22 protein-coding genes and 7 pseudogenes are annotated in these 24,945 nt (G+C 68.6%); 18 read left to right on the plus strand and 11 right to left on the minus strand.

Features of this window, described 5'->3' with window-relative positions; genetic code table 11:
* Positions 1-605 precede the first annotated feature (605 nt).
* From ACIOHC_RS40665 to ACIOHC_RS40690, 6 genes are all read left to right on the plus strand, one after another.
* Entirely contained in the window at positions 606-809 is a 204-nt protein-coding gene (locus ACIOHC_RS40665; protein ID WP_351087283.1) for a hypothetical protein, read from the plus strand.
* A complete protein-coding gene (locus tag ACIOHC_RS40670) occupies positions 806-1,225 on the plus strand; it encodes a hypothetical protein (RefSeq protein ID WP_351087285.1) in 420 nt (139 codons plus the stop codon). The genes ACIOHC_RS40665 and ACIOHC_RS40670 overlap by 4 nt, the downstream gene beginning before the upstream one ends.
* 35 nt (positions 1,226-1,260) lie before the next feature.
* A complete protein-coding gene (locus ACIOHC_RS40675) occupies positions 1,261-3,915 on the plus strand; it encodes a Helicase associated domain protein (RefSeq protein ID WP_401846513.1) in 2,655 nt (884 codons plus the stop codon).
* Between the two features lie 153 nt (positions 3,916-4,068).
* Positions 4,069-4,722: a TnsA-like heteromeric transposase endonuclease subunit gene (locus ACIOHC_RS40680; RefSeq protein WP_401846515.1), complete on the plus strand. Its 654-nt coding sequence runs from the start codon at positions 4,069-4,071 to the stop codon at positions 4,720-4,722.
* Between the two features lie 405 nt (positions 4,723-5,127).
* Positions 5,128-5,520: a hypothetical protein gene (locus ACIOHC_RS40685; protein ID WP_401846517.1), complete on the plus strand. Its 393-nt coding sequence runs from the start codon at positions 5,128-5,130 to the stop codon at positions 5,518-5,520.
* Between the two features lie 129 nt (positions 5,521-5,649).
* Positions 5,650-6,660 (plus strand): aldo/keto reductase, encoded by a 1,011-nt coding sequence (locus ACIOHC_RS40690; RefSeq protein WP_365694667.1) that lies wholly within the window; start codon positions 5,650-5,652, stop codon positions 6,658-6,660.
* A 6-nt stretch (positions 6,661-6,666) separates the two neighbouring features.
* Here the strand turns inward: ACIOHC_RS40690 and ACIOHC_RS40695 are convergent, their stop codons facing one another.
* Entirely contained in the window at positions 6,667-6,870 is a 204-nt protein-coding gene (locus tag ACIOHC_RS40695; RefSeq protein ID WP_401846518.1) for a lipopolysaccharide assembly protein LapA domain-containing protein, read from the minus strand.
* Positions 6,871-7,077: 207 nt separating this feature from the next.
* Here ACIOHC_RS40695 and ACIOHC_RS40700 point away from each other — a divergent pair, with 207 nt between their 5' ends.
* The 5 genes and pseudogenes from ACIOHC_RS40700 to ACIOHC_RS40720 all read left to right on the plus strand — a co-directional run.
* The gene (locus ACIOHC_RS40700) at positions 7,078-7,704 is read left to right on the plus strand and encodes a hypothetical protein (RefSeq protein WP_401846520.1); all 627 of its coding nucleotides are present in this window, start codon (positions 7,078-7,080) and stop codon (positions 7,702-7,704) included.
* Positions 7,705-7,730: 26 nt separating this feature from the next.
* The gene (locus tag ACIOHC_RS40705; protein ID WP_401846522.1) at positions 7,731-8,204 is read left to right on the plus strand and encodes a WD40 repeat domain-containing protein; all 474 of its coding nucleotides are present in this window, start codon (positions 7,731-7,733) and stop codon (positions 8,202-8,204) included.
* Between the two features lie 402 nt (positions 8,205-8,606).
* A pseudogene (locus ACIOHC_RS40710) lies at positions 8,607-9,453 on the plus strand (IS5 family transposase); the annotation flags it as partial.
* Between the two features lie 104 nt (positions 9,454-9,557).
* Complete coding sequence (locus ACIOHC_RS40715) at positions 9,558-9,833, plus strand: hypothetical protein (protein WP_401846525.1); 276 nt, start codon at positions 9,558-9,560, stop codon at positions 9,831-9,833.
* 118 nt (positions 9,834-9,951) lie between these two features.
* Positions 9,952-10,395, plus strand: a pseudogene (locus ACIOHC_RS40720) (transposase); the annotation flags it as partial.
* Positions 10,396-10,884: 489 nt separating this feature from the next.
* Here ACIOHC_RS40720 and ACIOHC_RS40725 read toward each other — a convergent pair.
* Together ACIOHC_RS40725 and ACIOHC_RS40730 are read right to left on the minus strand one after the other, a co-directional pair.
* Complete coding sequence (locus ACIOHC_RS40725) at positions 10,885-11,733, minus strand: serine aminopeptidase domain-containing protein (protein WP_401846573.1); 849 nt, start codon at positions 11,731-11,733, stop codon at positions 10,885-10,887.
* A 645-nt stretch (positions 11,734-12,378) separates the two neighbouring features.
* Positions 12,379-13,413, minus strand: a complete 1,035-nt coding sequence (locus ACIOHC_RS40730; protein ID WP_351086572.1) for an NADP-dependent oxidoreductase — start codon at positions 13,411-13,413, stop codon at positions 12,379-12,381.
* A 131-nt stretch (positions 13,414-13,544) separates the two neighbouring features.
* On the opposite strand from ACIOHC_RS40730, the gene ACIOHC_RS40735 reads away from it, so the two are divergent.
* The 3 genes and pseudogenes from ACIOHC_RS40735 (at position 13,545) to ACIOHC_RS40745 (ending at position 15,651) form a co-directional block, all read left to right on the plus strand.
* Positions 13,545-14,519 carry an Lrp/AsnC family transcriptional regulator gene (locus tag ACIOHC_RS40735; protein ID WP_401846527.1) on the plus strand — a complete coding sequence of 325 codons (975 nt, stop codon included), beginning with the start codon at positions 13,545-13,547 and terminating at the stop codon, positions 14,517-14,519.
* Between the two features lie 271 nt (positions 14,520-14,790).
* Positions 14,791-15,039: pseudogene (locus ACIOHC_RS40740) on the plus strand (helix-turn-helix transcriptional regulator); the annotation flags it as partial.
* A gap of 27 nt (positions 15,040-15,066) precedes the next feature.
* Positions 15,067-15,651 carry a YaaC family protein gene (locus tag ACIOHC_RS40745; protein WP_401846576.1) on the plus strand — a complete coding sequence of 195 codons (585 nt, stop codon included), beginning with the start codon at positions 15,067-15,069 and terminating at the stop codon, positions 15,649-15,651.
* Between the two features lie 3 nt (positions 15,652-15,654).
* On the opposite strand, the gene ACIOHC_RS40750 is transcribed toward ACIOHC_RS40745, so the two are convergent.
* On the minus strand, positions 15,655-15,960 hold the full coding sequence (locus ACIOHC_RS40750) for a hypothetical protein (RefSeq protein WP_351086568.1): 306 nt from the start codon (positions 15,958-15,960) through the stop codon (positions 15,655-15,657).
* Between the two features lie 235 nt (positions 15,961-16,195).
* On the opposite strand from ACIOHC_RS40750, the gene ACIOHC_RS40755 reads away from it, so the two are divergent.
* The gene (locus ACIOHC_RS40755; RefSeq protein WP_365694679.1) at positions 16,196-16,420 is read left to right on the plus strand and encodes a hypothetical protein; all 225 of its coding nucleotides are present in this window, start codon (positions 16,196-16,198) and stop codon (positions 16,418-16,420) included.
* An 83-nt stretch (positions 16,421-16,503) separates the two neighbouring features.
* Here ACIOHC_RS40755 and ACIOHC_RS40760 read toward each other — a convergent pair whose 3' ends face one another.
* The gene (locus ACIOHC_RS40760; protein WP_351086565.1) at positions 16,504-17,016 is read right to left on the minus strand and encodes an IS3 family transposase; all 513 of its coding nucleotides are present in this window, start codon (positions 17,014-17,016) and stop codon (positions 16,504-16,506) included.
* A gap of 71 nt (positions 17,017-17,087) precedes the next feature.
* Here ACIOHC_RS40760 and ACIOHC_RS40765 point away from each other — a divergent pair.
* A pseudogene (locus ACIOHC_RS40765) lies at positions 17,088-17,198 on the plus strand (transposase); the annotation flags it as partial.
* Between the two features lie 24 nt (positions 17,199-17,222).
* Positions 17,223-17,539, plus strand: a pseudogene (locus ACIOHC_RS40770) (transposase); the annotation flags it as partial.
* A gap of 886 nt (positions 17,540-18,425) precedes the next feature.
* Here the strand turns inward: ACIOHC_RS40770 and ACIOHC_RS40775 are convergent.
* Positions 18,426-18,653: pseudogene (locus ACIOHC_RS40775) on the minus strand (hypothetical protein); the annotation flags it as partial.
* Between the two features lie 1,000 nt (positions 18,654-19,653).
* Here ACIOHC_RS40775 and ACIOHC_RS40780 point away from each other — a divergent pair.
* Positions 19,654-20,004: a hypothetical protein gene (locus ACIOHC_RS40780; RefSeq protein ID WP_401846530.1), complete on the plus strand. Its 351-nt coding sequence runs from the start codon at positions 19,654-19,656 to the stop codon at positions 20,002-20,004.
* Positions 20,005-20,422: 418 nt separating this feature from the next.
* On the opposite strand, the gene ACIOHC_RS40785 is transcribed toward ACIOHC_RS40780, so the two are convergent.
* The 5 genes and pseudogenes from ACIOHC_RS40785 to ACIOHC_RS40805 form a co-directional block, all read right to left on the minus strand.
* Positions 20,423-21,148: a hypothetical protein gene (locus ACIOHC_RS40785; RefSeq protein WP_401846533.1), complete on the minus strand. Its 726-nt coding sequence runs from the start codon at positions 21,146-21,148 to the stop codon at positions 20,423-20,425.
* A 47-nt stretch (positions 21,149-21,195) separates the two neighbouring features.
* Positions 21,196-21,903 (minus strand): AAA family ATPase, encoded by a 708-nt coding sequence (locus ACIOHC_RS40790; RefSeq protein ID WP_401846536.1) that lies wholly within the window; start codon positions 21,901-21,903, stop codon positions 21,196-21,198.
* Positions 21,903-23,509 (minus strand): annotated as a pseudogene (locus ACIOHC_RS40795) (Mu transposase C-terminal domain-containing protein). The gene ACIOHC_RS40790 and the pseudogene ACIOHC_RS40795 overlap by 1 nt, the downstream one beginning before the upstream one ends.
* A gap of 481 nt (positions 23,510-23,990) precedes the next feature.
* Complete coding sequence (locus ACIOHC_RS40800; protein WP_401846539.1) at positions 23,991-24,224, minus strand: hypothetical protein; 234 nt, start codon at positions 24,222-24,224, stop codon at positions 23,991-23,993.
* Between the two features lie 38 nt (positions 24,225-24,262).
* Positions 24,263-24,649 (minus strand): peptidoglycan-binding protein, encoded by a 387-nt coding sequence (locus ACIOHC_RS40805; protein WP_401846542.1) that lies wholly within the window; start codon positions 24,647-24,649, stop codon positions 24,263-24,265.
* Positions 24,650-24,945 lie beyond the last annotated feature (296 nt).

A 24,945-nucleotide genomic window follows, 5' to 3' on the forward strand; every position in this document is an offset into this window, starting at 1 on the left:
CCCGCGGAGCGGGTACCACATCGCTGCGCGATGTGCAAGCGAACTGCCCCGCTACGCGGGGCAGTTGCGCAACCCGCTCCGCGGGTTGCGAACCCCAGGGCTGCGCCCTGGGGTTGAGGGGTGGTTCGCTGCGCTTACCACGCCCCGGCAAGCCGGGGCCAACTCCCTCCGCTTCACTCCTGGAGTTGAGGGGGCTGGCCCGCGTTGCTGGCCGGTGGTCCCCGCTGCGCGGGGGACCGGCCTGGCGGAATGTCAGATGCAGCTGATCTGTTCTTTTTGTAAGGGAGTTGACGGATACTTCGTATCCGTCTGAGGGTGTGTCCGCTGCGCTCCCCCACCCCTGGTCCTTCCGGCTACGCCTCCAGGACCTGAAGCCCGCTACGCGGGCTTGAATGGCTGCAAGGGGCGGGGATCGCTCGTTCGTGTCGGGTTCCAGTGCAGTGGCTGCATCAGGTTGATGCAGCATGTACCGTTGGCGGAAACATGGGACACCCACCAACCACCCGGAAACCTCCTTAAATTCCGAGAGGAACGGCTGCAGATGACCGGTCACCACGAATTTGACGGGACCCGATCCCGCGCTGAGCAGCGATTCTGTGCGCCGGGTGAGTCAGTATCAGACGGCGGGCACCAACGCCCGGTTGAAGCTGTTCGCGCTCCTGGCCGCCCAGGGCGTGCCTGCGGGCGAGGCGGACAACCTGGAGGCCGGTGCGGTCGCCGGGGCGCAGAGCGAGGTGGTCGAGCTGGACGGAATGGCGCCGGCCTCTCGGGGTGCGCGCTGTTCGCGGACGGCTGGGACGAGGGCGTGACGGCCGTGAGCGAGGCCCTGGTGGGCATCGCGGACCGGGGCTGGTCACGGCGCGGCGGCCGGTCGGCTGGGGCCGCTGAGCTGGCCGTACATATCGCGGACGTCAGGCGGCGTGAACGGGCCGACCTGGTGCGGCTGGAGAGGTTCGTCCGGGAGACCGTGCTGCCGCGCACGTGCCCGAACACCGCGCAGCGGCGCCGGGTGCTGGGCGAGGCCGGCGGTCTGTGCACCGCGCGGACGGTGGACAGCGACGGGGACGTCATCGTCTGCACGCGCGAGGCCGGGCACTACGACCCGGACGACCTACCGGGGTGGAAGCGCGGGAAATCGGACGGGACACCCGGCGGCTGGCATCTCGCGAGCGGGGCGATCTGGAGCGACGCCGGTGCCGCCTGCTATCCGCACACGACTGCCTGAAATTCCGCGAGAACACCGAAATGGGAGGTAAGGGAATGTCTTTGATTCCGCTCAAGGAACACCAGGTAGATCAGAAGTTGAGTTTCCGGAAGTGGGTGGGATTCTCTGCAAGATCTTTTGTGCCGCCGGAGGGGGCGCGTGCCACGGGTGTGTCGGCGACCGGGTCCGGGAAGACGATCACGGCCGCCGCGAGCGCACTGGAGTGCTTCCCGGAGGGCCGGGTTCTGGTGATGGTGCCCACGCTCGACCTGATCGTGCAGAGTGCCCAGTCCTGGCGGCGGGTCGGTCACCGTGCGCCGATGGTGGCGGTCTGCTCGGTGGACAGGGACGAGGTCCTGGAGCAGCTCGGGGTCCGGGCCACCACCAACCCGATCCAACTGGCCTTGTGGGCTGGATCCGGGCCGGTCGTGGTGTTCGCGACCTACGCCTCGCTGGTGGAGCGGGAGGACCCCGCCGATATCACCGGGCGGCGGAGGGTCCCGGGGCCGCTGGAAGCGGCTCTGGCGGGTGGGGAGCGGCTGTACGGCCAGCAGATGGCCCCGTTCGATCTGGCGGTCTTGGACGAGGGACACATGACCGCCGGGGACATCGGGCGGCCTTGGGCGGCAATCCACGACAACAGCCGGATCCCCGTCGACTTCCGGCTTTACCTGACCGCCACCCCGCGGATCCTCGCCTCGCCCCGGCCGCAGCGCGGGAGGGACGGCAAGGAGCTGGTGGTCGCTTCGATGGAGGAGGACTCGCTCACGTACGGCACCCGGATTTTCGATCTTGGGCTGGCGGAGGCGGTGGAACGGTCGATCCTCGCGGGGTTCGAGATCGACGTGCTGGAGATCCGCGACCCGGACCCGGTCCTGGGCTTGTCGGAGGACGCGCTGCGCGGCCGGCGCATGGCCCTGCTCCAGGCGGCGCTGCTGGAGCACACGGCCCAGATGAATCTGCACACCACCATGGTGTTCCACCAGCGGGTGGAGGAGGCGGCCGCGTTCGCCGAGCAGATGCCGCGCACGGCCGCCGAGCTGTATACCGCCGAGGCCTCCGCGGCGGCGCTGGCCGGGGCGGAGGAACTGCCCGCGTCGTCGATCGATGCTGAGCTGTACGAGCTGGAGGAGGGCCGTCACGTGCCTGCGGACCGGGTATGGGCGGACTGGCTGTGCGGCGACCACCCCATCGCACACCGGCGTGAGGTGATCCACCGGTTCGCCAACGGCATCAACGCGCAGAACCGGCGCGTACACCGGGCGTTCCTCTCCTCGGTACGGGCGCTCGGGGTCGGGGTCGACATCACCGGACTGCGCGGGGTCGAGGCCGTGTGCATCGTCGGCTCCCGCAGCTCCCAAGTCGACGTCGTGCAGAACATCGGACGGGCCCTGCGCCCTAACCCCGACGGCTCGGCCAAGACCGCGCGGATCATCATCCCGGTCTTCCTGCAGCCCGGGGAGGACCCGAAGGACATGGTCGCCTCCGCCAGCTACCAGCCCCTGGTCGACATCCTCCAAGCCCTGCGCTCGCACTCGGAGCGCATGGTCGACCAGCTCGCCTCCCGCGCCCTGACCCGCGGCGAGGAACACCGCCGCATCCACGTCCACCCCGCCCCCGCAACCGGGTCGCAAAACGGGGACGGCCAAGAGGCGAGTGACGAGGCTCAGCGGGAGGTCGACCGCGTCACCTCGGTCGTGGTCAACTTCGCTGCCCCCCGCGACGCCGCCGACATCGCCGCCCTGACCCGCTGCCGCGTCATCCGGCCCCAGTCCCTGGTCTGGCTCCAGGGCTACCAGGCCCTGGTCCGGTGGCGCACCGAGAACGGTATCCCCGGCCTGCACGCCGTCCCCTATGACGTCGAGACCGAGGTCGGCGTCACGAAGGACTTTCCCCTGGGCCGGTGGGTGCACCAGCAGCGCAAGGCGCTGCGCGGCGGCGAACTCGACCCCCACCGCAAAGAGCTCCTCGACGAAGCCGGGATGGTCTGGGAACCAGGCGACGAAGCATGGGAGAACAAACTCGCCGCACTCCGCTCCTACCACCGTGCGCACGGGCACCTCGCACCCCGGCAAGACGCGCTGTGGGGCGAGGGCGAGGCGATGGTGCCCATCGGACAGCACCTGGCCAACCTCCGCCGCAAGGGACAGAAGAACGGCCTGGGCAAGGACCCGGAACGGGCAGCAGAGCGCGCGGCGCAGCTGACGGCCATCGACCCGGACTGGAACTGCCCATGGCCCCTCGACTGGCAACGGCACTACAAGGTACTCGCGGACCTGGTCGACGCCGACGGCAGCCTGCCCGACATCCAGCCCGGCGTGCTCTTTGAGGGCGACGACATCGGACGATGGCTGACGCGGCAAAGAGAGGCGAGCACCTGGACACAGCTCTCCGCCGAACAGCAGGAACGGCTGACAGCGCTGGGCGTGAAACCCGCCGAACGGCCCGCCCCGGCCTCGGCGGCCAAGGGCACCGGGAAGGCATCAGCCTTCCAGCGCGGTCTGGCGGCCCTCACCCAGTACATCCAGCGGGAAGGCAGAACCATCGTTGGAAGGGCGCACATCGAGGAGTTGCCGGACGGTTCAGCGATCAGGCTGGGTGTGTTTCTGAGTAACCAGAAGGCCAGGCGTGACCGCCTGGATGTGAAACAGCGGGCCGCCCTCGCCGAGCTGGGCTACACCTGGGCTGCAGAACAGTCCGGGCGCAGCTGACGTTTGCCGTTAGGCCCCACACGCCCATTACCGGATGGGCCGATAAGCCGTTTGGTTCTGTATGCAGGATGCTGGGTGGGACGGAGCGAGGGCACGGCGGCCCGAAGTCGAGTCGGTTGATGTGCTGTTCCAGGCTGCGGGCGGGGCAACGAAGTGTTCGAGGTGGTCGTCGGCCGCCGCCGAGGTCCGCCGCTGAAGGCGTTCCCAGCCCGCAAGGGCAAGCGGCTGGCACCGGGATGGTGGTGGTCGGCCACCACCGGACGGCTTGTGCACTACGGGTCCGCAGCGATGCGACTGCACGTGATGCTGCTCGACCGCGACCCGCGTGTCAGCGGCCTGGCCGCCCGGCCGCTTGAACTGCGGTGGCATGGGCCGAGCGGGGTGCGGGCGCATGCTCCTCAGCTGATGCTCCGGCTGGCTGATGGCCAGGGGGTGCTCGCCGACTGCACAGGGAGAGGAGAGCTATCTCGGTGTCAGCGGTCTCTTGCTGCAGCGGTCGGAGAGATCTGTACGGCGGCGGGCTGGCGGTACTGGGTGCTCGGGCCTGTCGACCCGATCTACCGGCGCAATGTGACCTGGCTGGCCGGATACCGGCACCCGCGGCACCGCGGTGGTCAGTTGCTGGCTGCCGCGCTGCAGGAGGCGTTCGCCGAGCCCGCGCCGCTGTGGGAGGGCGTACGCAGGATCGGGAACCCACTGATAGTGCTTCCCGCGCTGTTCCATGCCCTGTGGGCAGGACGGCTGGCGGCGGACCTGGGGGCGGCGATGCATGAGCGGATGCCGGTGTGGGCGCAGGGGGCAGTGTGAGGGCGGGCAGCGTGATGTCGGCCAGGCCGGTGGCGGAGCTGGGATGCCAGGTGCGGTTCGGGGGGCGTACCTGGATGGTGGCGGCCCTTACTGATGGTCAGGTGCGGCTGGTCGCCGAGGACGGTGCAGTAGCGGCGGTTTTGCTGTCGCTGCTGTTCGCCGATGCGGGGTTCGAAATCCTGGATGCGCCGGAAGTGCCCAGAGTGCCGCCGCTCGGCTTGCTGGAGTCGTTGCCCAAGATGGTGCGGGAACGGGCCCTGGCGTGGGAGCGCCATGTGCGGGAGGTGGAGACGGGGCGGCCGGGCGGGTCCGGTGCGGCAGGTCCGCCACGGGCGGAGTACGACCCGCAGACGCGGACGCTGGCGCAGCGCGAGGAGGCGAGCGACGGAGCTGACGGCGGCCGCCATGCCCACCAGCGCGGTGACGGTGCGGCGGATGCGGGCCCGTTACCGCCGGGAGGGGGTGTGGGGACTAGTGGACCACCGGGCCACCCGGCCGCGGTCCGTCCTGGGGCGTGCGGACGAGCGGGTGGTAGCCGCCCTGCGGGAGGTGCTGGAGGCCGGGCAGGAGCGCTCCAGCGGGACGCTGGGACGGCTTCGGATGTACACCGAGCGGCTGCTGGCCGAGCAGTACGGGGACGGGGTGGTGCCGCTGCCCTCGAGTGCGATAGAAGCCCCGCCATCACCCCACCTCGTACCCAGAACACGCCCTGCCGCTTCTCAGGAAACCCCCAACACCCCATTTCAAACCGCCCATGCCACACCGCCTATGAACCCCGGAATCACAGCCGAGAATTGACAGTTTGTTACTCGCTACTACTGGGTTCTCTGGTACGTCTGGCCGAAACGGTCGAAACCTGACAGGGCGCGCATGCCCCACGCCTCCGAATTTGCATTAGAGCGCACTCCAACTCCTAGGTTCCGAAGCATGCGATACATCAAACTCGGAACGACCGGACTGGAAGTCTCCGCCATCACCCTCGGCTGCATGAGCTTCGGCGAGCCGGACCGGGGCGGCGAGCCCTGGTCGCTGGGCGCGGACGCCAGCCGGGACATCATCAAGCAGGCCCTCGAGGGCGGCGTCAACTTCCTCGACACGGCCAATGGGTACAGCGCCGGAAGCAGCGAGGAGATCGTCGGCCAGGCGGTCAAGGACTTCACCCGGCGCGAGGAGGTCGTTCTCTCCACCAAGGTCTGGATGCGGATGCGCCCCGGCCCGAACGGCGCCGGGCTGTCCCGCAAGGCGATCTTCGCCGAGCTCGACGCTTCCCTGAAGCGACTGGGGACCGACTACATCGACCTGTACCAGATCCACCGCTGGGACTACGACACCCCGATCGAGGAAACCCTCGAGGCGCTGCACGACGCGGTCAAGTCCGGGAAGGTCCGCTACATCGGAGCCTCTTCCATGTACGCCTGGCAGTTCGCCAAGGCCCTGTACCTGGCTGACCTGAACGGCTGGACCCGGTTCGTGTCGATGCAGGACCACTACAACCTCATCCACCGGGAAGCAGAGCGGGAGATGCTCCCGCTCTGCGCCGACCAGGGCATCGGCGTGATCCCGTGGAGCCCGCTGGCGCGGGGCAGGCTGACGCGGGCCCGGGGCACCGCCACGGCGCGTGCCGAGGCCGACGAGGGCGGCAAGATCCTCTACCGCGACGGGGACCAGGCAGTGGCCGAGCGCGTCCACGAGATCGCGGGCAAGCGGGGTCTGTCCCCGGCCCAGGTCGCCCTGGCCTGGGTCATGCGCAACCCGGCGGTGACCTCGCCCATCGTCGGGGTCACCAAGCCGGCCCAGCTGGCCGACGCGGTAGCCGCGGTGGACGTCGAACTCGACGAAGACGAGGCCGCCTACTTGGAGGAGCCCTACCAGCCGCACGAGGCCGCCTACCTGGAGGAGTCCTTCTACAAGCAGCGGCCTGTGGCGGGCTCCCGGTAGTCCGGGCTACCGCCGGGCCTTCGACGAGTCCTTGGCCCCGGCCTTCACAGCCCTGTGGCCGGCCCGGCGGTGCTTGCGGGCGGCCGCGCGCAACTGCATGACCTGCGCGCTGCCCGCCAGCGCGGTGAGCAGGATGCCCGCCACCGCGGCCAGCAGCAGGGCCACGCGCAGCGGAACGTGCTCGTGGGCACCGAAGTAGCTGACGTCCACCGACTGCTCCTGAGTTTGGTCAATTGGTTTAGAACTCGCGCGAATAGGCAGGGCTGGGGTGACCGGTCGGAGCCGTGCTGAGATCCAGCCGTCATCACTTGCCGTGAGGGTTCTCGGGTGGGGCCCGCGCAGAAAGGTGCAATTTCGTTCCTGGTGTGTGTGCTTGAGGGCGAGTTGGTGTCAGTGGGGGTGGTTACCGTGGCGTGTATGTCTGACGATCTTCAAAATGGCGGCGCGCGTAAAAGTGCCATAGCGGGTAGGTGGTTGACTGATCCGGGGTGGCTGGTGAATACCGACCCGGAACAGGTCCTGGCGGCGCTGGGCGGTGCGGCGGGTCGGGAGGAGGTGCTGGCGGCTGCGGTGTACCGGGCCTCTGCGTATCTACACCAGGACGCGGGGGCTGGGATGCGGCGGCAGTTGCTGGCATTGGAGGCAGCCCGGTACGGCGAGCGGGAGTTGGCAGCCCGGATCGTGGCCGCGCCGGTGGAGGGTGAGCCGGCGGCGCGGTGGGGGGTGGACTGGGCCACAGGTGGCATGCTTTCCCACCAGCTCCGGCACACCCTCACTGGCCACACCGATGTTGTGTATGCAGTGCCGACGGCGGTGGTGGAGGGCCGTCCGGTCACTGTCACCGGCAGCTGGGACCGTATGGTGCGGGTGTGGGACCTGGCCGCCGGCCAACCCATTGGTGATCCCCTGACCGGCCACACCGGCTGGGTGTTGGCGGTGGCGACGGCGGTGGTGAACGGCCGTCCGATCGCTGTCACTGGCAGCTTCGATGAGACGGTGCGGGTGTGGGACCTGGCCGCGGCCAACCCATTGGTGATCCCCTGACCGGCCACACCAGCGGGGTACGTGCGGTGGCAACGGCGGTGGTGGACAGCCGGCCCATCGCGGTCACCGGCAGCGACGATGGGATGGTGCGGGTGTGGGATCTGACCACCGGCCAGCAGATTGGTGATCCCCTGACCGGCCACACCCGCGAGGTGTGGGCGGTGGCAACGGCGGTGGTGGACAGCCGGCCCATCGCGGTCACCGGCAGCGGCGATGCGATGGTGCGGGTGTGGGATCTGACCACCGGCCAGCAGATTGGTGATCTCCTGACCGGCCACACCCGCGAGGTGTGGGCGGTGGCGCCGGCGGTGGTGGACGGCCGCCTTGTCGCCGTCACCGGTAGCCTCGATGAGACGGTGCGGATGTGGGACCTGGCCACCGGCCAGCAGGCCGCTCCCGCCCTGCCGTTCCCCGCACCTGTCCACGCGGTGGCGGTGGCGCCGGGCGGAGAGCTGCTGGTCGGCTTCGGCTGGGAACTCGCCTGCTTGTCCCCCCGTTGACCCCACACGCCGGACCTGCCCGGAGCAGATCCCGTTGGACCTTTCGGTACCGTTCCGGCGGCTGCCACTACCTGGCACCGGGCCGGGCCAGACAGCGCATGTCACCGGCGGCGGCAACATACGGGCCCGGCGCGGGCGGGCCCGCACCCGCCGAACCGGACCACAAGGCGGCGCTGACGGGTCCACCGGTCGAGCACGCGCACCCTCGACCGCCGTAACCCCTCACCTGCATCAGCTGGTGAAACGGTACAGGCGCCGCGACACGCCGTCACGGCGGGCTGGACCACTAGTCCACTTCTTCGTGCTCCCTGCCTGCGCGGCTGCCACTCGCCTCTCCGGCGAGACAACCACCAGCGCCGCGTTCACCACACCCGCGGCACCGTACGACCGTTGGGGAGTAACGTGCCAGTACTGCCGTCGTGGCTGACCGAACCGCTGTGGGGCCAGTTTGCTGCCCTGCTCCCAGCACGGCCCGTTTTCGATCCGGCCCACCCGTTGGGCTGCCACCGACGCCGCATCGGAGACCGCACCGCCTTCGACAAACTGCTGCAGGTCCTGCGGTTCGGCTGCTCCTACGAGGCCATCGCGGATGCCGCATGCTCGGCCAGCACGATCCGGGCCCGCCGCGATGAGTGGATACGCCTGGGCCTGTTCGCGCGGCTGAAGCAGATCGCACTCGACGCCTACGACCACGTCGTCGGTCTCGTCCTGGACCAGATCGCGATCGACGGGGCCATCACCAAGGCCCCCCGGCGGGGCGGGGGTGAAGCGGCCGGACGTTCACCCGTCGACCGGGGCAAGCAGGGCATGAAACGCTCCAGCATGACCGACGGCTACGGCATCCCCCTCGGCCGCGTCCTTGGCCGGCGCCAACCGCCACGACTCACCTCTCCTCGCCCCCACCCTCGACCTCCTCGAAGAGCTCGGGCCGCTGCCCGACGAGATCAGCGTGCACCTCGACGCCGGCTACGACTCGGACAAGTCCCGCACCCTGCTCGGCGAGCGAGGGCTGCACGGCCGGATCGCCCAGAAAGGCACCAACGCACCCATCCAGGCCACCCGACGGTGGCATGCCGAGCGAACTCATGCCTGGCAGAACGCTTTTCACCGGCTCGCCCGCTGCTACGAACGGCGCATCAATGTCATCGACGCCTTCTTCGACCTCGCCGACGCCATCATCACCGTCTGTAGTCTGATCCGCCGGGCCTGGACCACCCACCGCTGGGACGAACGCCCCCCACCGCCGCCCATGACACCCGCCTATTCGCGCGGGGTCTTAGCCGCCGCTTTCGGACCGGAGTCCGAGGGCGAACTCCCTATGCCAAGCGGCTCCTGACCGCCCTGGACGAGACGATGCTCCTGCTGGCCGACGCAACCGACACCGTCACCACCGGCCATGGAATCTTCCCCGGCACCCTCGTCGACCTGGTCGGCACGATCGGCCACGCGGCCCTGGGCGACCTCCTGCCCGCCCACCGGCGGCAACGAGTGAAGGCCCGCACCCGCAAGAACCCCACCAGCAAGTACGGACCGAACGCCGGGCAGCACCCCCAGAAGGCCCAGAACTACACCGTCCGCACCACCGTCGCGTTCTTCGCCCACGGCCTCAATAGCTGCTCACGGCGCTAATAACCTCGGGCTTTCATGAAGCGGACTGTCCGACGGGTGGTCAGGTAAGCGAATCTGACCAGCAAGAATGAGGATTTTCGAGGTCCTTTTTCCTGCTCGAGCCGGAGGCACTTCTCAGGTGAAGAAGAGTATCGGGTTCTACCCGCGTGTGCGCGTCGAAGGCGGTGGCCGCGGGGTGGTCTCACAGGCCGGGGCGGTGCTACTGGTCGAGACGGTCCGCAAGTCAGGGCTGGGCGGGGCGATAACGGCGGCACTGACGCCGTGGCGCAAGCCGCGGGCCGTGCACGATCCGGGGAAGATCCTGCTGGACGTGGCTCTCGCCGTCGCGCTGGGCGGGGACTGCCTCGCGGATGTCGGGATGCTGCGGGCCGAGCCGGACGTGTTCGGGCCGGTGGCCTCCGACCCGACGGTCTCCCGCCTCATCGACACCCTCGCCCCGGCCGGGCCGAAGGCTCTCTCCGCGATACGAGCCGCCCGGTCCGAAGTCCGCGAACACGTCTGGGACGTGGCCAAGAACGCGGCCCCGGACGCCGGAGGCCAGGTAATTGTGGACCTGGACGGCTTCGGCTTGGCGCTCGGCGCGCAGTTCGGGTGCGCATTCGGATGCGGCGGCCAGGGCCGCGAACATGAACCAGCCTTCTTTTGGTGTCGAGGTCGAAGTTCTCGGTGAGGCTGATGACCTTCGTACCGCTGTCGCGCCCGTGCTGGGGCTCGTCCCGAGGAGGAATTCGCCGGGCGGCGCGGAGGGATCTTCATGCCGGGGATGTCGATGGCCAGGTGGAGCATGAGTTCCTTGCGCGAACTGAAGCGCGAGTCGGCCAGTACCGACCTGACCAGCTCGTGTCCCTGATCAGCCGCCGAGTTTGCCGCCGGGGAAGGTGTAGCGGCTGATGGGGCCGTGCCGGCGGGCTGATGTGGTGAGCGCCCGTACCCGTGGATCGAGTACGGGCGAGGAGACCGGAGCTTGCATGATGGCGGTGCACGCATTTGGCCTGTTCGGCGGCCTCCGGCCGACAACGGCCGAAACATCGTTCGTGTTACGGAGCCCTTCTCACCCGCCGGCCACCGCTCGACGAGCCCAGCCGATCATGACGCGATCGACGAGGGGTGCCGTTGTGGATAACGCCAGGTCGTGTCCTGTGGCAGGAATGATCACGACCTTCATGTGAGTACGGGGGTCGTAGTACCGAGACTCGTAGCGCGCCACCGATACCGGATCGGAGCAGTCGTATTGGACGACATCAGCGCAGTAAACGGCATCCTCGACACCGTCGACAAGCAGGACTGGCACGGTGACGCGACGTGATGGCGCGTCCTCCGGCGGCAGACCGTACAACTTGTCCAGGTCGCCCAACTGCCCAGCCGTCACCGTGTCCTTGGCGGCTTCGTCCGCCGCGACGACGTGCGGATCCGCGGTGGACCTGGCATAGAACAGCTGCTGGCGGGTGCCTGGTCTGGTCGTGAAATATCCGGAATCCAGGCCGGAGCCCGCGAATTTCGGATCAGCGGCCGCGGGAAAGCTCGCGGCCCGCAACGCGGCCAGTCCCGAGGGGCTCAACGCGTGCAGCGCACCGGTGAAGATCGCCGCATCCACATCGTGGTAGCGGGCGATTTCCTCCCAGCCGTGCAGCGATCCGTAAGAGTGGCCGACCCAGATCACCCGCTGGAACCTGTGTCCATCCACTCGGCCCGATCGCAGCGCAGTGATCGCGTCGTGCAGAGCGACCGCACCAGACGCGATCGTCAACCCCTCGCCCGCCGGGTGCGCGCTGTTGCCGGTGCCGATCCGGTCCACGTTGAACGCCGCAAAACCCGCCCGCGTGGCGGCGTCCACGTAGGAATATCGGCTCTGCTCGGAGGGCATGTCCCAGTAGACGTGGTTGTAGGTCGCGCCGGGCACCAACAGTTGGACCGTAGCCGGCTCAGTAGGGCCTCGGAAGCACAACTGCCCCCACAAACGGCCGCTGGCCGGACCGGGGTCGCGGAGCCGGGCCGCAAGCACTCGATCCGAACAATGCAGGGCTGACTGGTGCTCCGGCACGGCTGCTTGCACAGTTGCCGCAGCCGGCATGGTCAACAGGGCCACTCCCAGCGCGGCTGCCAACGCCCGCCACCGCCGCAGGGATTTCTGACGCATGATGCCTCCTATCCTTGATCATGTTTTCGACGCAGTGTCACCAGATCGGATCCGGCCGCCACGGACTGGGCGAAGAACCCGTTCCGCATCAGCACGGCATCCGGAAGAGCGGTTCGGGAGGGGCGAGATACAACGCGTGCGGCCGTCTGCCGATCGCGGTAATTCATGACTCGCCGTTTCACTGCATCGCTGCCCCCCTTGGTGCCGCGGCTCCAGACCGTCGCACCGCGCTACCAGACGGCGGCCCACCTGGGCGTGCGCACCCATTGAGATGGCCCCACCGCATGACGCGGCCTCACCTCCGCGCTTCGGCGAACACCGAACCACGGCTCACGGTCCTGGTCGCGTCGCCGACGATCCAGTCGGTCGAGCTCACCGATCGTGCACGCCTGTCGCCGCGGCTCTCTCTTACAGTTCGACGACCACGGTGCCCAGGTGGCGGCCCTCGATGACCTGCATCAGTGCGTTTGGCGCCTGGTCGATGCCGCGGACGCGTACGTGGGGGAAGACGATGTCGCCAGAGCGCAGCCAGTCGTCGAACCGCTGGATCCACTCGGCGTGCGCGTCGGGATCGTCGTCGGCGCTGTAGCCCCGCATGATGATCCTCTTGGTCAGGATCTGGAAAGAGTCCAGTTCCACGGGTGCGGTCCTGCCGGTGCCGTCAGGCGACAGTTGTCCGGACAGTGCGCCGGTCAGGACGAACCGCGCCCCTTCGCGCGCGGCCGCCACGGCCGCGCGCAGTTGGTCGCCGCCGACATTGTCCTGGAAGACGTCGATGCCGTCAGGGGCCGCCTTGGCCAGTTGCTCCTCCAGCGGCTCGTCCACATCACGGATCACCGCCGCGTCGTACCCCAGCTCGCGCACCAGCCGTTCGCCCTGGCCCGGTGAGACAGCGCTGCCGATCACGTAGCCGGCGCCCAGCAGGCGGGCGATCTGTCCGGCCATTGAGCCGATGGCGCTACCGCCTGCGGAGATGAACACGGTGTCACCGGGGATGATGTTCACTCCCCGCGTCAGTGCCGCGTACGCGGTCTCTCCACGCCCAAGGTGGGCGACCGGGTCCGGCAGCGTCGGTTCCAGCCGCGTGCACGCGGCCTCGTTCACCAGGGCGTACTCGCGCCATCCCAGAAAGTGGGACACCAGGTCGCCGACACGCAGGGCGCTGCCGGCCGGTGCGCGGACAATCACGCCGATCGCCTCCCCCGCCAGGGTGTCGCCGACCTGCAGTGCGGGGAACGGCACGCCCTGCACTTTCTCGGCCCCCTGGCTGATCATCATGCGCAGAGAAGCGGTGACACGGAAGTAGCGGTTGCGGACCAGCACCTGGCCGGCCACCGGGCCGGGCAGCGGGACCTCCGCGATCGTGAAGTGCCAGGGTGCGGGCAGTCCGTCTGGGCGGGCGGCCAGCCGTACCTCCTGGTAGGTCGACGGAAGATCAGACATCAGGTACCTCCTGGTTGAGGAGTTGCGGTCACCGGGCAGATAGCCCGCCTCCACGGTGGCCCCACCCCCGGACCGTGGCCCACCCAGCTGGTCGTCTGTGCCGGATTTCGACACCGCTAGAGTCCGGATACGTGGATTCCTTCGACCGTCAGCTCATTCATGCCCTCCACCTCGACGGCCGCGCGCCGTTCAGCCGGATCGCCGCCGTCCTGGGCGTGTCCGACCAGACTGTCGCCCGCCGCTACCGGCGTCTGCGTCAGACCGGCGTGCTGCACGTCCGCGGCCGGCTGGACACCCGCCGTCTTGGGCACGTGGAATGGGTGATCCGCCTCCAGTGCGCACCTGGTTCGTCGGCTGCCATCGCCGCCGCCCTCGCCAAACGCGACGACACCCACTGGGTCCGCCTCGCCTCGGGCGGAACCGACGTGGTGTGCAACGTCCGAACCGAAAGCGAGCACGAGCGCGACGCGCTGCTGCTGGACCGGCTGGCCGCCACCCGCCCGGTCACCGCCATCAGCGCGCACTGTGTCCTGCGCACCTACTTCGGCGGCCCGACCGGCTGGCGACCAACGGCCTCAGCCCTCACCGATGACCAGGCCGCCCAGCTCACCCCGCCTGCTCTGGCACCCAGCCTGCCGCACTCCGCCCCCGTCACCCTGGACGACGGCGACCGCATCCTCGCGGCCGAGTTGGCGTACGACGGCCGCGCCAGCCACGCGCAGTTGGCCAGGGCCACCGGTTGGAACGAGACCACGGTCCGCCGCAGGATCACAGCCCTGCGCTCAGCCGGGACCCTGTACTTCGATCTCGACGTCGACACCCGGCTGCTCGGCTACACCGGAACCGCCCTGCTGTGGATCTCCATTGAACCGTCCCAGCTGGCCGCGGCCGGACACGCGCTCGCCCAGCACCCCGAGATCTCCTTCGCCGCCGCCACGACCGGCCCGACCAACCTCCTGGGCTCTGTGGTGGCCTCGGACGTGTACGCCCTCTACGACTACGTCGCCGGCCAGGTCGGCAGCCTCCCCGGCATCCGAGCGATGGAAACCGCGCCGATCCTCCGGACGGTCAAACGCGTCGGCGCGATCACCCCGGCGACGCCCTGATCGGCTACGCCCAGGTGTTCACCCGCGCCCAGAAGCTCGATCGCCGACTCGACGCCCTGACTAGGGCGGGCCCCATCCGGATCTTCGCCGGCAAGAACCTCGGCAAGAACGCCGAACGCGAAGAACTCTGGAAGGCCCTGGGCTACCGCAGCCCGGCGACACCCTTGCGGTCGCCTCGCTACCGCCGTATCCCTGCATGCAGGCACAGCTGCCGTCGGCGGCCGAGGAGTTGGGTAGGCAAGAACCGTGACACCGGCCGCCAAATAGTTGATTGCTACTGCGCCTGCTGTCACTCCTGCAATCCCGACGGGACTGGAACGGCCCCGAAGTCGCCGAACGGCTCAACGTCACCACTCGCACCATCCGCAAGGACGTCGACCAACTGCGCAGCCTGGGCTACAAGGTCCACGCCACATCCGGGGTGGCAGGCGACTACCCCCTGGGCGCGGGCGCCATGCTGCCGCCGCTTCTGCTGGACGACGAGGAGGCCGTTGCGGTCGCCGTCGGGCTGCGGACCGCCAAGATTACCTGCCTATCTTTGCATTGCTTGGCGATAGGCGCCTCTTCGAGACTGGCCTGGCACATTCCCAGACGACGAGGAGAAACAGATGTAGCACGACGCATTGGCAGGGCGGGAAGGCGACGTTCTGGCGGTGGTGAGCCAGAGCGGCCCCACGGTGTCGTTCTTCGACAGCCGAAGGCCCCATTGTCCGGAGGGCGCACATTGAACCCCGGTGCCGCATTAGCCTCGTGCTTTCACGAGGCAGGGCGTCCGGTAAGTGATCGGAAACGCGGCTGGCTGACCATGCATTGGGCCATGCCTTCGGGGGCCGACTCGGCAGAACAGCGCCGGGCACGCCTGCGCGCGATGACACGCGGGTATGCCGGCCACCGGTACTTCTTCCCGGCGACGGCGGGACTGCCTCGCGATCTCCATCCGCTGATGGCGTGGTGGGTCGTGCTGTACGTGTTGTCGATGCTGGCTCGCTACCAGCCCGCTCAGTGGGCGAAACACATCGATATCGACGGCAGCCGCCATGCGGTGCCGATCGAGAAGATCCTCGAACGGGCCCTGGAGCAGCTGCCGACACTGATCGCTGACGCGATTGAGGAAGTTGCCGTCTGGCCGTAGGCACTATTCGGTGACGTGGTCCACATCGGGGAGCTCCGGCGGGAAATGGCGCTCCAGGATCTCCGCCCATCGGTGCAGGACCACGAAGCCGGTGGTGTCGGCCTGCGCCTGGACCAGCTCGGTCAGCGCATCGACAAACGGCTGAGCGGGCGTGCCCGGCGGCATCGCGGCGGCGGCCTGCTTCAAGCGTTCACACGCGGCCGGGAAGACGTCCTTGGCCCACGCGTCCTGCTCCTTGATGCGCCGGGAACCTGCCTCCCAGCCGATCTGCATGACGGTCCACTGCGGGCAGTCAGGCGTATGCCACATCTGGATCGGCATCCCCACCCCGACGCAGGCGTTCTCCGGACCCGGACCCGCCTTGCAGTCCGGACACACATCGCCTTCCGACTCCGCGAAACCCTCCACCGGATACTCCCCTCGCCTGGAAAGCCCGAGCCTGCCACGGAAGATCACCGGCTGGCCAGAGCTTCGCGGCCACGACGTCCAGCATGCTGACCTCGCGCTATGGCCATCAGCGGGGGCGGTCGTCCAAGGTGGGACGATGAGCGCACTGCGACCCGGTGACATCACCGACGAAATGATCCAGGCCATGGACACGGCCAAGCGGCAGGGACTGCAGAAGGACCTGCGCGCCCTCACCGCCAACATCCGCGCCGACGCCGAAGGCCGCTACGCCAGCGCGGAACCCGGGTGGCAGGCCGGAGTCGAATGGACGCTGCTGTGGATCGAGAACACCGCCGGCCAACTGACCGAGGGCCAGCCGTAAACACGCGATGAGGTCTCGCCCGCTGCGCCCCACGACCGTCCTGAAGGCGGTGCGGGGCGCAGCGTTGCCTTGCGAGCTGGGCGTCAGGTCCGCCGGCGGAACAGTCCACGGTTCTTCTTCGCTTCCGCTTCGGCCGCCTCCCGGGCTGCGGCTTCCTCCGCCAAGCGGCGCTCGACCTTCTTCCGGTTGATCGCATGGCCCTTGCGCCGCAGCGCGGCGTGCACGCGCGGGGCGCCGTAGGCACCCCGTGAGGAGGCGTGGATCTCGCGGATCTCCGCAGTCAACTCGTCCTCGGCACACTGCCGTTCGACTGCTGCCGGCCGGGCCGCCAGCCAGGAGTAGTAGGTGGAGCGGTTGATCCCCGTGACGCGGCACAGCAAAGCCACGCTGTAGCCGTCGGGGTTGGCCTCGGCGGCCTTCTCCGCGTCGATGAAACGGCACAGAGTGCCTACTTCATCGTCTCCTTCGCGAAGAAGGCTTTTTTCAAGATCTCGATCGTCTGCTGCTGTTCCCGGTTCTCCCTGCGCAGCCGCTGGAGCTCTTCCTTCTCCGCCGTGGTCAGCGTGAAGCTTCGCTTCCCCCTTGATGTTGGACACCTGGAGACTGGGACGTGAGGTTCCAGAGGAAGTAGTGCCAGGTAAAAAGCAAGAGCAATCGCAGTAGGCGGTATACGGAGGAGTTCAAGCGCGACGCGGTCGCGCTCGTCCGGTCCTCCGGCAAGACGGTCACCGAGGTGGCCCGGGAGATCGGGGTCAGCGCCGAGGGACTGCGGAACTGGGTCAAGCAGGACACGATCGACCACAAGGTCCACCTGATCGTCGACCGGCACTCGGCCCACCGCTCGAAGACCGTCCGGGCCTGGCTCGCCGACCACCAGGACGAGATCGAGCTGCACTTCCTGCCCTCGTACTTACCCGAGCTGAACCCGGACGAGCTGGTCAACGCCGACCTCAAACGCAGTCTGCCCCACACCCAGCGGGCCAGGAACCGGGCCGAACTCGCTACTGAAACCCGCAGGTTCTTCCACAGCCGACAGCGCCAGCCCCACATCGTCACCGGTTACTTCAAAGCCCCGCACGTCCGATACGTCCTCGACGAGTGAACCCAATGAGTTTCTGATCAATATCTCCAGCAAGTTTCGCTGCGCTGCCGCGCCTGGTGCGATGGCAGTGGTGGCTGGGTTCTCTGAACCGGCCGCTGATCGGTGGCGGTGGATCGGCTACCGCCGCACCTCCTCCGAGCAGGACCTCGATCCTGAAGAAGAACGGCCCGGCGGAAAACCGACGGGCCGTCTGGAAATTCGAGGCTATCCGCAATGAGTCGCTTTACCAGTGTACGTTGCCTGCGACGAGGTCGGCCCGCTAGAAAGGCTGATAATGCCTGTCACCGAGATGCACCGTCCGGCAGCAGAGAGGTTGACCGGACCAGCATACTGACTGTAGGTGACACCTGTGGTAGAAGGGTCCTGAGAGTATGTGTCTTGCGTGCAGGTAGATCCTGCAACGGTTCCGGCGACACACTTTACGAGCATGACGAATTTAAAGGTGGGAGTACCGTAGCCACCCGCACTCGTGGCTACATTAACCGCACAGTTCTTTCCGGTTGAAGAGTCGTAATACAGGTGAACATTACCGTAAACAGTGCCGCCCGTAGTCTTCACTTGGTAGGTGTCAATCTCACTCCCACTACATCCATAAGCGCCGGTAGCGGCAGCACTGGCAGAAGGCGCCAGAATGAAACTCCCACCCAAGAGCAGAAGAATCCCAGCGAGTATCGAAGTAACCCGTCGCATTGAACCTCCTATTGCGAGATGCGTTTACGATAGGTGATCTTGACGCAGAGAAAGGAGTCGATGCAACAGTGCAAGTAGTTTGAAATACCCATATCGTAATAGGCGACGGAGTGTCATATATCACGCGCCTATCATGTTTAACCTCGATCTCGGGGCAGCCTGCGCCCCCGCCCCATCTCCCCCGCCCCACCGCTTCTGTCCGACGACGCACCAGGCGTGGAGGAGCTCCGCCTGGACGGCTTCGGCGTCGCCGTCGGCGCGGTAGACCGTCCAGGTCGTCAGACCCTCTCTCAGCGACGGGGCCAGGTAGGGGCAGTGGGCGGTCATCTGCCGTGCGTAGTCGCTGATGTCCACGGATCTCGGCCGGGTGGTGCTGGCCTCAACGAGGCGCAGCGCCCCGGCGGTGGGCCGGGGCGCTGCGTTGGTGCGGCCGGTGGTCACCGGCGGGTGGTCACCGGCGGGTGGTCTCCGGCTGGTCGGGCGCGACGTCGTCGCCGTCGCCGCCGGCGGGGTCGCAGTGCTGACTCTCGCTTTGCTGTTCTGAGCATTCTCACGATGCGTCCGTGATCGTCTCGTCGACATGCCGAGGAAGGACCGCTCAGGACCCGTTTCTGCAGGCACCACGATGAGAAGCCGCTCAGGCGCTGAAGTGAGAGTCAGCACGCCGCCCTCGCCGCGCTCGGACTGGAATGGGCGAGGGCGTAGAAGCCACTCGGGCCACTGTGCGTCGGTGCAGGGCCCTTGGGCACGGAAGCGCGCGCGGGTTTCCGGCCAGGGCGTCGCGCTGTCGTGGCCGAAGCAGCCGACGCCCCCGCACAGAGGTCGTGAGTCGCGCGTCGGCCTGCCGTTGATCAGCGCCACCCGCCCGTACGCCTCGTAGCGCTCGCGGCTGTCCTCGCCGTCCACAAGATCATTGGCGAGCTCCTGCTTGGTGGAGCGCACGAGATCCGCGATCGGAACACCCCACCTGCTGCGGATCATGGCTACGAGCTGCGCCTTGGAGTGGGCGCGCATCAGAGCGTTTCTCCGCTGGAGCAGCTCGTTGGCGAGCCCGGCTTCAGCCGCGGGAATCGGCGTGATCGAGTCACGGATGTACTCGGGGTCCTCGTCCGCGTCGAAGATCACGATGCAGGCCGCGCGCGGCGCGAAGACGACGATCTCATCTGGATTCTCAGCCTGTGCCCCGGCGGTGGCACGTACCCAGTTGAGGGCTTCGTGGTAGCTGAAGTGTGTGCCTTGCTCGCGTGCGGTGCGCTGGAGTTCGCGGGCGCGCTGCTGCTCGGTAGTGCGTTTGGTCATGGACGGGTCCTCTCGGCACCGGGGCCTCACCCCCACACGGCAACCCCGGCTCGATGGATCCTCAGGGTGTTCGTCAAGCGGTCCGTTGATCCCGGAAGACCTTCCACCAGTGTTCCGGGCAGTGTGGGTGTCCGGGTGCGGTGTGGGCGTCGGCGAAGCCCAGGGCGTCAGCCCTGCGGGCAGGATACCGGCTCGGCCGTCGGCTCTTCCCTTCGTCGGCGACGACGAAGGCGGTGGTGTTCTCCGCGTACGGGTCGTTCGGCTCATGTGCGTGCCGGACGGCGTCGCGGACAAGGCGCAGCCGAAGGACCGCGCCAGTTCTCCATCCGGCGGAGCTCTCCCGCCTCGCCCTTTTGGGGCTCGATACCAGCAGCAAACGGTGATCCTGGCCCGCGCGCTGGGACACGCCTACTTTCGCGAATGGGGCCGCCGGGCCCACGGTCTGCACATCGCTTTCAGCGACGTCGAGTTCGCCGACTTCTCGATCGGCTGAGGCTGACTCTTCGAGCGACCGCGTCAGGGGGTTCAGCGTCGCGAGGTCCTGACGCGGCTGGCCGGCGTCGCTTCGTACCTCTCGGCTTCCTGCCGCTCGCGCCAGTCCCACTCCACACGGCCGACTGGGCCTTTGCGGCGGGCTGCGGGCGGCTGTGGCGGGCGCAGCCTGGCCGTCTCCGCCACGCGCAGCAGGTGCCCACGGTCGCCTGGCGCGGCGAGCAGTTCCTGCTCCTCGCTGGATACCAGCCGGGTGAAGCAGGCCGCAGCCCGCAGGAAGACGCCCGCCCAGGGCGGTACGGGGTAGGCGGCGCAGCTGTCGGTGTAGCGGGCGTGGTCGTGCAGGGCGAGCGTGGCCGCGGCGTCGTTGTAGTCGCGGGGACGTGCGGTGGCGAGTTGCTGGAGGGAGGCGCCGGTGGTCAGTGCGGCGGCGACAGCCGCGGCGAGGTGGGGATGTGCGGTCGCCGCGTGCAGTCGGTGGCAACCTGCTGGGCAATGTGCGCGGTGAGCGGCACGGGCGGTGGGCGGTGCCGCCAGACGATCGGGGGCGGCGTGCACGGGGCGGTGCAGGGGCGGGGGCTGTCGTAGGAGACGAGGCGGTCCAGTGCGGGCAGGGTGAGCCACCGACTGACCGGCCCGGCGGGCTCGTCTGCTGGCGAGGGTTCGGTGATAGGCGTGCCGTAGTAGTGGCGGCGGGCTGCCTCGAAGTCGGCGGTGACGGTGTAGTCGGCCGTCCGCAGGGCCTGGTGCAGAGCGGCGGGAAGGTGAGGGCGGTGGCAGACCAGGGTCAGGTGGATACCGGTGCGGGCCTGTAGCTGCAGGAGGCGCATCGTGCGGCGGGCGGTGAGGCGGTGAGCGCGCAGGACGGTCAGCCGCATAACGGGCAGGGCGGTCATCCAGGCCGTGGCGGCTTCCCAGGCGGGCTGACGGCCGCCGGGAAAGCGGCCCGGGAGCAGAGGCGGTTTGCCCAGGGCGGCGAGAAGGTCGTGGGCGAGGCCGGTCTCGCTGGTAGTACCCGGGCCGGGGTGCAGGGTGATCCGGCCGGACGGCGGATGGTGGGCGGCCAGAGCGGTGTGCGTGTGCAGCGCGTCGTCGTGACGGTTGAGAACCACGGTGACCGAGGGCAGCGGCGGGGCGGGAGGCATGGACGGTGTGGTCAGGCGAGGCGGCTGAAGGCCCAGCGCAGCAGCTCCTAGTCGACACGTGCACGTCCCGTACGGGCCAGTGCGGTACAGGTGTGGGCGGTCAGCTGGGCCCAGGCGCGGAAGTTGCCGTGCGCGGCGTGGCTGTCGGCGAAGGCGATGTCCTCGGGGTCGGCGTCGGCCCAGACCGGGTGGAACAGCGGGATCACCTCGAGGACCTCGTCGGGTGTGAGGCGGGTGAACTGCTGCCAGATGAAGACACGGGAGGACGGCATCGGTTCGCGGCGCAGCACGGTGTGGCAGCCCGCGCCGCCGACGAAAATGATCGCGAGCTGGGTTGAGGGCTCGTCCCACAGGTAGCGGAAGTATTCGAACGCCTCCCCGTTGAGCCACTGGGCCTCGTCGACGAGGAAGGTACGGGGGCGTTCGGCCAGAGCTGTCTTCAGCAGACGGTCGAACTCGCTGGGGTGGCGCGGTGGCTCGCCGGCCAGATCGAGAGCGGTGAACAGTTCGTAGCGCACCGCGCGGGCCGTGGGGCGGGCGCGGAAAGTGACCCGGTGGACGTCCTCGCCGGGTTCGAGTTCACGCAGGCAGGTGTTGACGGCGAGGGTCTTGCCGAAGCCGGCGCCGCCGTGGATGCACATCATGGCGCGGGCGGCGACGGTGTCGGTGATGCTCTCCCGGGCGGTGAGCGGGGCGCGGGTGGTGACGACGGATGCGTCGGGCAGGTCGACGTACTGGTAGGTGGCCGCGGTCATCAGGTGTCTCCGTCTTCGTCGGTGGTGGGAGGTGCGGCCCGCCCGCCTGGGCCGTCGGGGGCGGAAGCGCCGTCACGGCCGTACGGGTACCGGACGGGCGGTCCTGGCGTGGTCAGCGCGGCCAGGGAAGCCGGGGTGCGCCAGTCGGCCGGGGGCGCGGCGTGCGGGATGAGGTCTGGCATCGCGAGCTGCGCGAGGTCGGAGTCGGCAGTCTGGGCGAGTTCGGCCTCGGCCTGCGCACCGGTCAGCGCGCCGAGCCGTTGAGGTGCCTCGGGCTGGTTCACGGCGGCGTAGCGCTCGCGCTGGGATGCCTCCAGGTCCTTCTTCAGGCGGCGTGCGCGAGCGGCCCGCGCTCTTCGTACGGCGTTGATCTGTTCGTCGGCGGCCTGGTCGGCCAGGTCCGCGGGGCCCAGGTAGCGGCCGGTGGCGGCGTGGTAGACCTCGATGCGGTGGTCGTAGTGGGGCATGAAGCGGATGCGGACCTGGATCCCGGCCTGGCCGGTCATCCACGGCCCCACGTAGTCGCGCCTTTTGAAGCGGATGCCGCGGGTGGTCAGCGTGCGGATACCGGCATCCTCCAGGGTGAACGTCCACAGATCCGCGGCCGGCACATCCCGCAGCGGGGTGGGATCGTCCTGCCACGCCTGAAGCGGAGTCCTGCCCCGCAACGGCGCCGGGCGGTGCTCGGTGTTCCACCAGAGCGTCCAATCCAGCAGCCGGGCGGTGAAATCCTCGAAGCCCAGCAGCACCTCGTCCTTCGGCCGGGAAGCCCGTTTGCCGGGGCGCGGCTGGCGGGCGTAGCCAGGCAGCGCGGCCAGGAACATGCTCTCCACCGCCCGGTTCAGGCCCTCCACCGTGCCCTTGAGGTGGGGGTGTAGGCGGGCAGGTCCTCCACCGTCACGTCCAGGAGATCGAACGCAGCCGTCACCGTCCTAGACAGGAAGTCCTTGCCGCGGTCCACCCGCACCTTCTCCGGCAGACCGCCGAACGGACCGTAGGGGTCCTCACGCAGGACCGCGGAGCGCAGCGCGGCCAGCACCGACTCCCGCGAGGGATGTATCGGGGTGACGGCGACGCCGGTGATCGCGTTGGTGGCGCAGTCAGTGAACCAGGTGATCCACGGTCTGCGGGCGGTGCCGTCAACGTCGATGAGCACGGGGGCCTGCATGTGGTCGGTCTCCCACACCTGGTTACGCCAGGGACGCGGCCGGGCCAGGAACACATCATGCTTACGTGCCTCGCGTTCACCGCCGGCGAGCCCGGCCCGCTCCCCCGGCGTCAGATCACGACGGATCGCCCGGTGCAGCGTCGGGATCGACGGAGGAGACTCGCCCTCGCCCCTGGCCGCGCGAGCGGTCAGTTCACGATGCACCGCCGCGACGTTGCCCTTCCACAGCCCCAGCAGAGCCCTGACCTCATCAGTAACCGTGAACCGCCCGGGATACGCGGCCCGCTCCCCCGGTGCCAGGGCCGCAGCCTTGTCCCGCTCGGCGGCCGCCAGCCACCGCCACACCGCACGCTCCCGCACCCCCAGCACGTCCGCCGCCGACCTCACCTGCCCAGTGGTGACCTTCCCCTCCCGCCGCAGGGCCAGCAGACCGCGCACCGCCGGCCCCCGCAACGCCCGAACCGAGACAGCCGGCAAAGCCCCGCTCGAATCACCACCCGCCCCTTCCGGGGCCGGACCCTGCTCTCCCTGATCCACGCCCCCGAGCACACCAACACCCATTCGGCCAGCGGATCAGAACTCACGAAACTGAGACAGCGTCACCCCTCATGCAATAACGCCCCAGGACAGCAATACCCCGCGGTTCTCTCATGCCCAGGACAGTGGCCCCACGCCTCGGAACCGCCACCGACCAGCAACAACACACCCAGACCCCACTGTCTCTCACCTCACTGTCCCAAAACCGAGAGATCGCAACTGGTGAAGGCCGGATCCGGCCTGGCGGCACTTGTCCTCGGCGCTGGATCACAACTGCTTGCCACCATCAAAGATCTCGCGTTGCCCGCCGGCCTGGGGGGCCAGCAGCGCAGTGCGCCGGGACCGGGGTGGTCTCGGCGCACTGGTGGCGGGGCGGGGCGGGCTATGCCTGGGCAGGCCCCAGGACGCCGATGGTGATGCGGGCGCCGACCAGCTGCCCCGCCTGGACGGCGGTGCGCAGGGCCTGGGCGGTAGCCTGCTCGTTGAGGGTGGGGCCGGTTAGCTCGACGGTGCCAGCGTAGAGTACGGCCCCGCCGTAGCGGGCGGCCTCGATCCGCGCGGCGGTGAGTACGGCCGGTGAAGCCGAGTCGGCCGGGCCGGGCTGTCGCTCGCACATCTCGCACTCGCCGCAACGCGCCCCTCCGTTGAACGATCTCAGCGCGGGTTGGGGCTCTTGTCCGGGTGCAGGCAGTTCCACGTGTTCGGGCCGACCATGCCGTCCACGGTGATCTGGCACCGACTCTGCAGGTCCCTGACGGCAGTACGCGTACCAGCGCCGAAGATGCCGTCCTCGGCGACCCCGTAGCCGTAGAGGTTGATCAGGCACTGTGCGTGCCTGACGGCCGAGCCGGTGTCGGTGTAGTAGAGGTTCGGGTGACCCCCGCTGTAGGGGCAGGGAGTTTCGGCCGCAGCCGTAGAGGCGATGGCTGGGGCGGTGGTGGCGGTGGGCGTTGCGGAAGCGCCTGAAGCTGTGAAGGTGAGCCCCGCAAGGGCCGTTGCCCCTGCGACGGCATACGCGGCAATCTTTCCGTGCAATCTCATGATCTGCTCCATCTATGACTGGACCCTGAGCCCGTGTGCCTCCCGCACGAGAGTGTCAGCGGCGCACCGGCGATTGCTGTCAGCACACGCGCCGATATCCACGTGGAAGGACCTTGTGGTGAGGCAGGCGTGCCTGTTGCCGAGAATCTCCGCACGACTGCTGGACTGACAAGGAAGGATGCCGTTCGAGTCTGTTCGGAACGGCGCTTGCTGCGTTCCGAACGAGTGCGCTGCGTGCCGAACAAACCTGAATGATGTCGTCTCGAAAGGGTGCCCAGTCACCACCAGTGGGGCCA

It is taken from the genome of Streptomyces sp. NPDC088252 (assembly GCF_044740965.1).
Taxonomy (GTDB): Bacteria; Actinomycetota; Actinomycetes; order Streptomycetales; family Streptomycetaceae; genus Streptomyces.

Bases quoted from the DNA above. Each gene is read 5' to 3' on its own strand.
- ACIOHC_RS40730 (WP_351086572.1), bottom strand. From the start codon at position 13,413: ATGTCTGATCTTCCGTCGACCTACCAGGAGGTACGGCTGGCCGCCCGC.
- ACIOHC_RS40685 (WP_401846517.1), top strand. From the start codon at position 5,128: ATGCCCACCAGCGCGGTGACGGTGCGGCGGATGCGGGCCCGTTACCGC.
- ACIOHC_RS40750 (WP_351086568.1), bottom strand. From the start codon at position 15,960: ATGTGGCATACGCCTGACTGCCCGCAGTGGACCGTCATGCAGATCGGC.
- ACIOHC_RS40690 (WP_365694667.1), top strand. From the start codon at position 5,650: ATGCGATACATCAAACTCGGAACGACCGGACTGGAAGTCTCCGCCATC.
- ACIOHC_RS40700 (WP_401846520.1), top strand. From the start codon at position 7,078: ATGTCTGACGATCTTCAAAATGGCGGCGCGCGTAAAAGTGCCATAGCG.
- ACIOHC_RS40675 (WP_401846513.1), top strand. From the start codon at position 1,261: ATGTCTTTGATTCCGCTCAAGGAACACCAGGTAGATCAGAAGTTGAGT.
- ACIOHC_RS40805 (WP_401846542.1), bottom strand. From the start codon at position 24,649: ATGAGATTGCACGGAAAGATTGCCGCGTATGCCGTCGCAGGGGCAACG.
- ACIOHC_RS40800 (WP_401846539.1), bottom strand. From the start codon at position 24,224: ATGTGCGAGCGACAGCCCGGCCCGGCCGACTCGGCTTCACCGGCCGTA.
- ACIOHC_RS40755 (WP_365694679.1), top strand. From the start codon at position 16,196: ATGAGCGCACTGCGACCCGGTGACATCACCGACGAAATGATCCAGGCC.
- ACIOHC_RS40715 (WP_401846525.1), top strand. From the start codon at position 9,558: ATGCTCCTGCTGGCCGACGCAACCGACACCGTCACCACCGGCCATGGA.
- ACIOHC_RS40790 (WP_401846536.1), bottom strand. From the start codon at position 21,903: ATGACCGCGGCCACCTACCAGTACGTCGACCTGCCCGACGCATCCGTC.
- ACIOHC_RS40785 (WP_401846533.1), bottom strand. From the start codon at position 21,148: ATGCCTCCCGCCCCGCCGCTGCCCTCGGTCACCGTGGTTCTCAACCGT.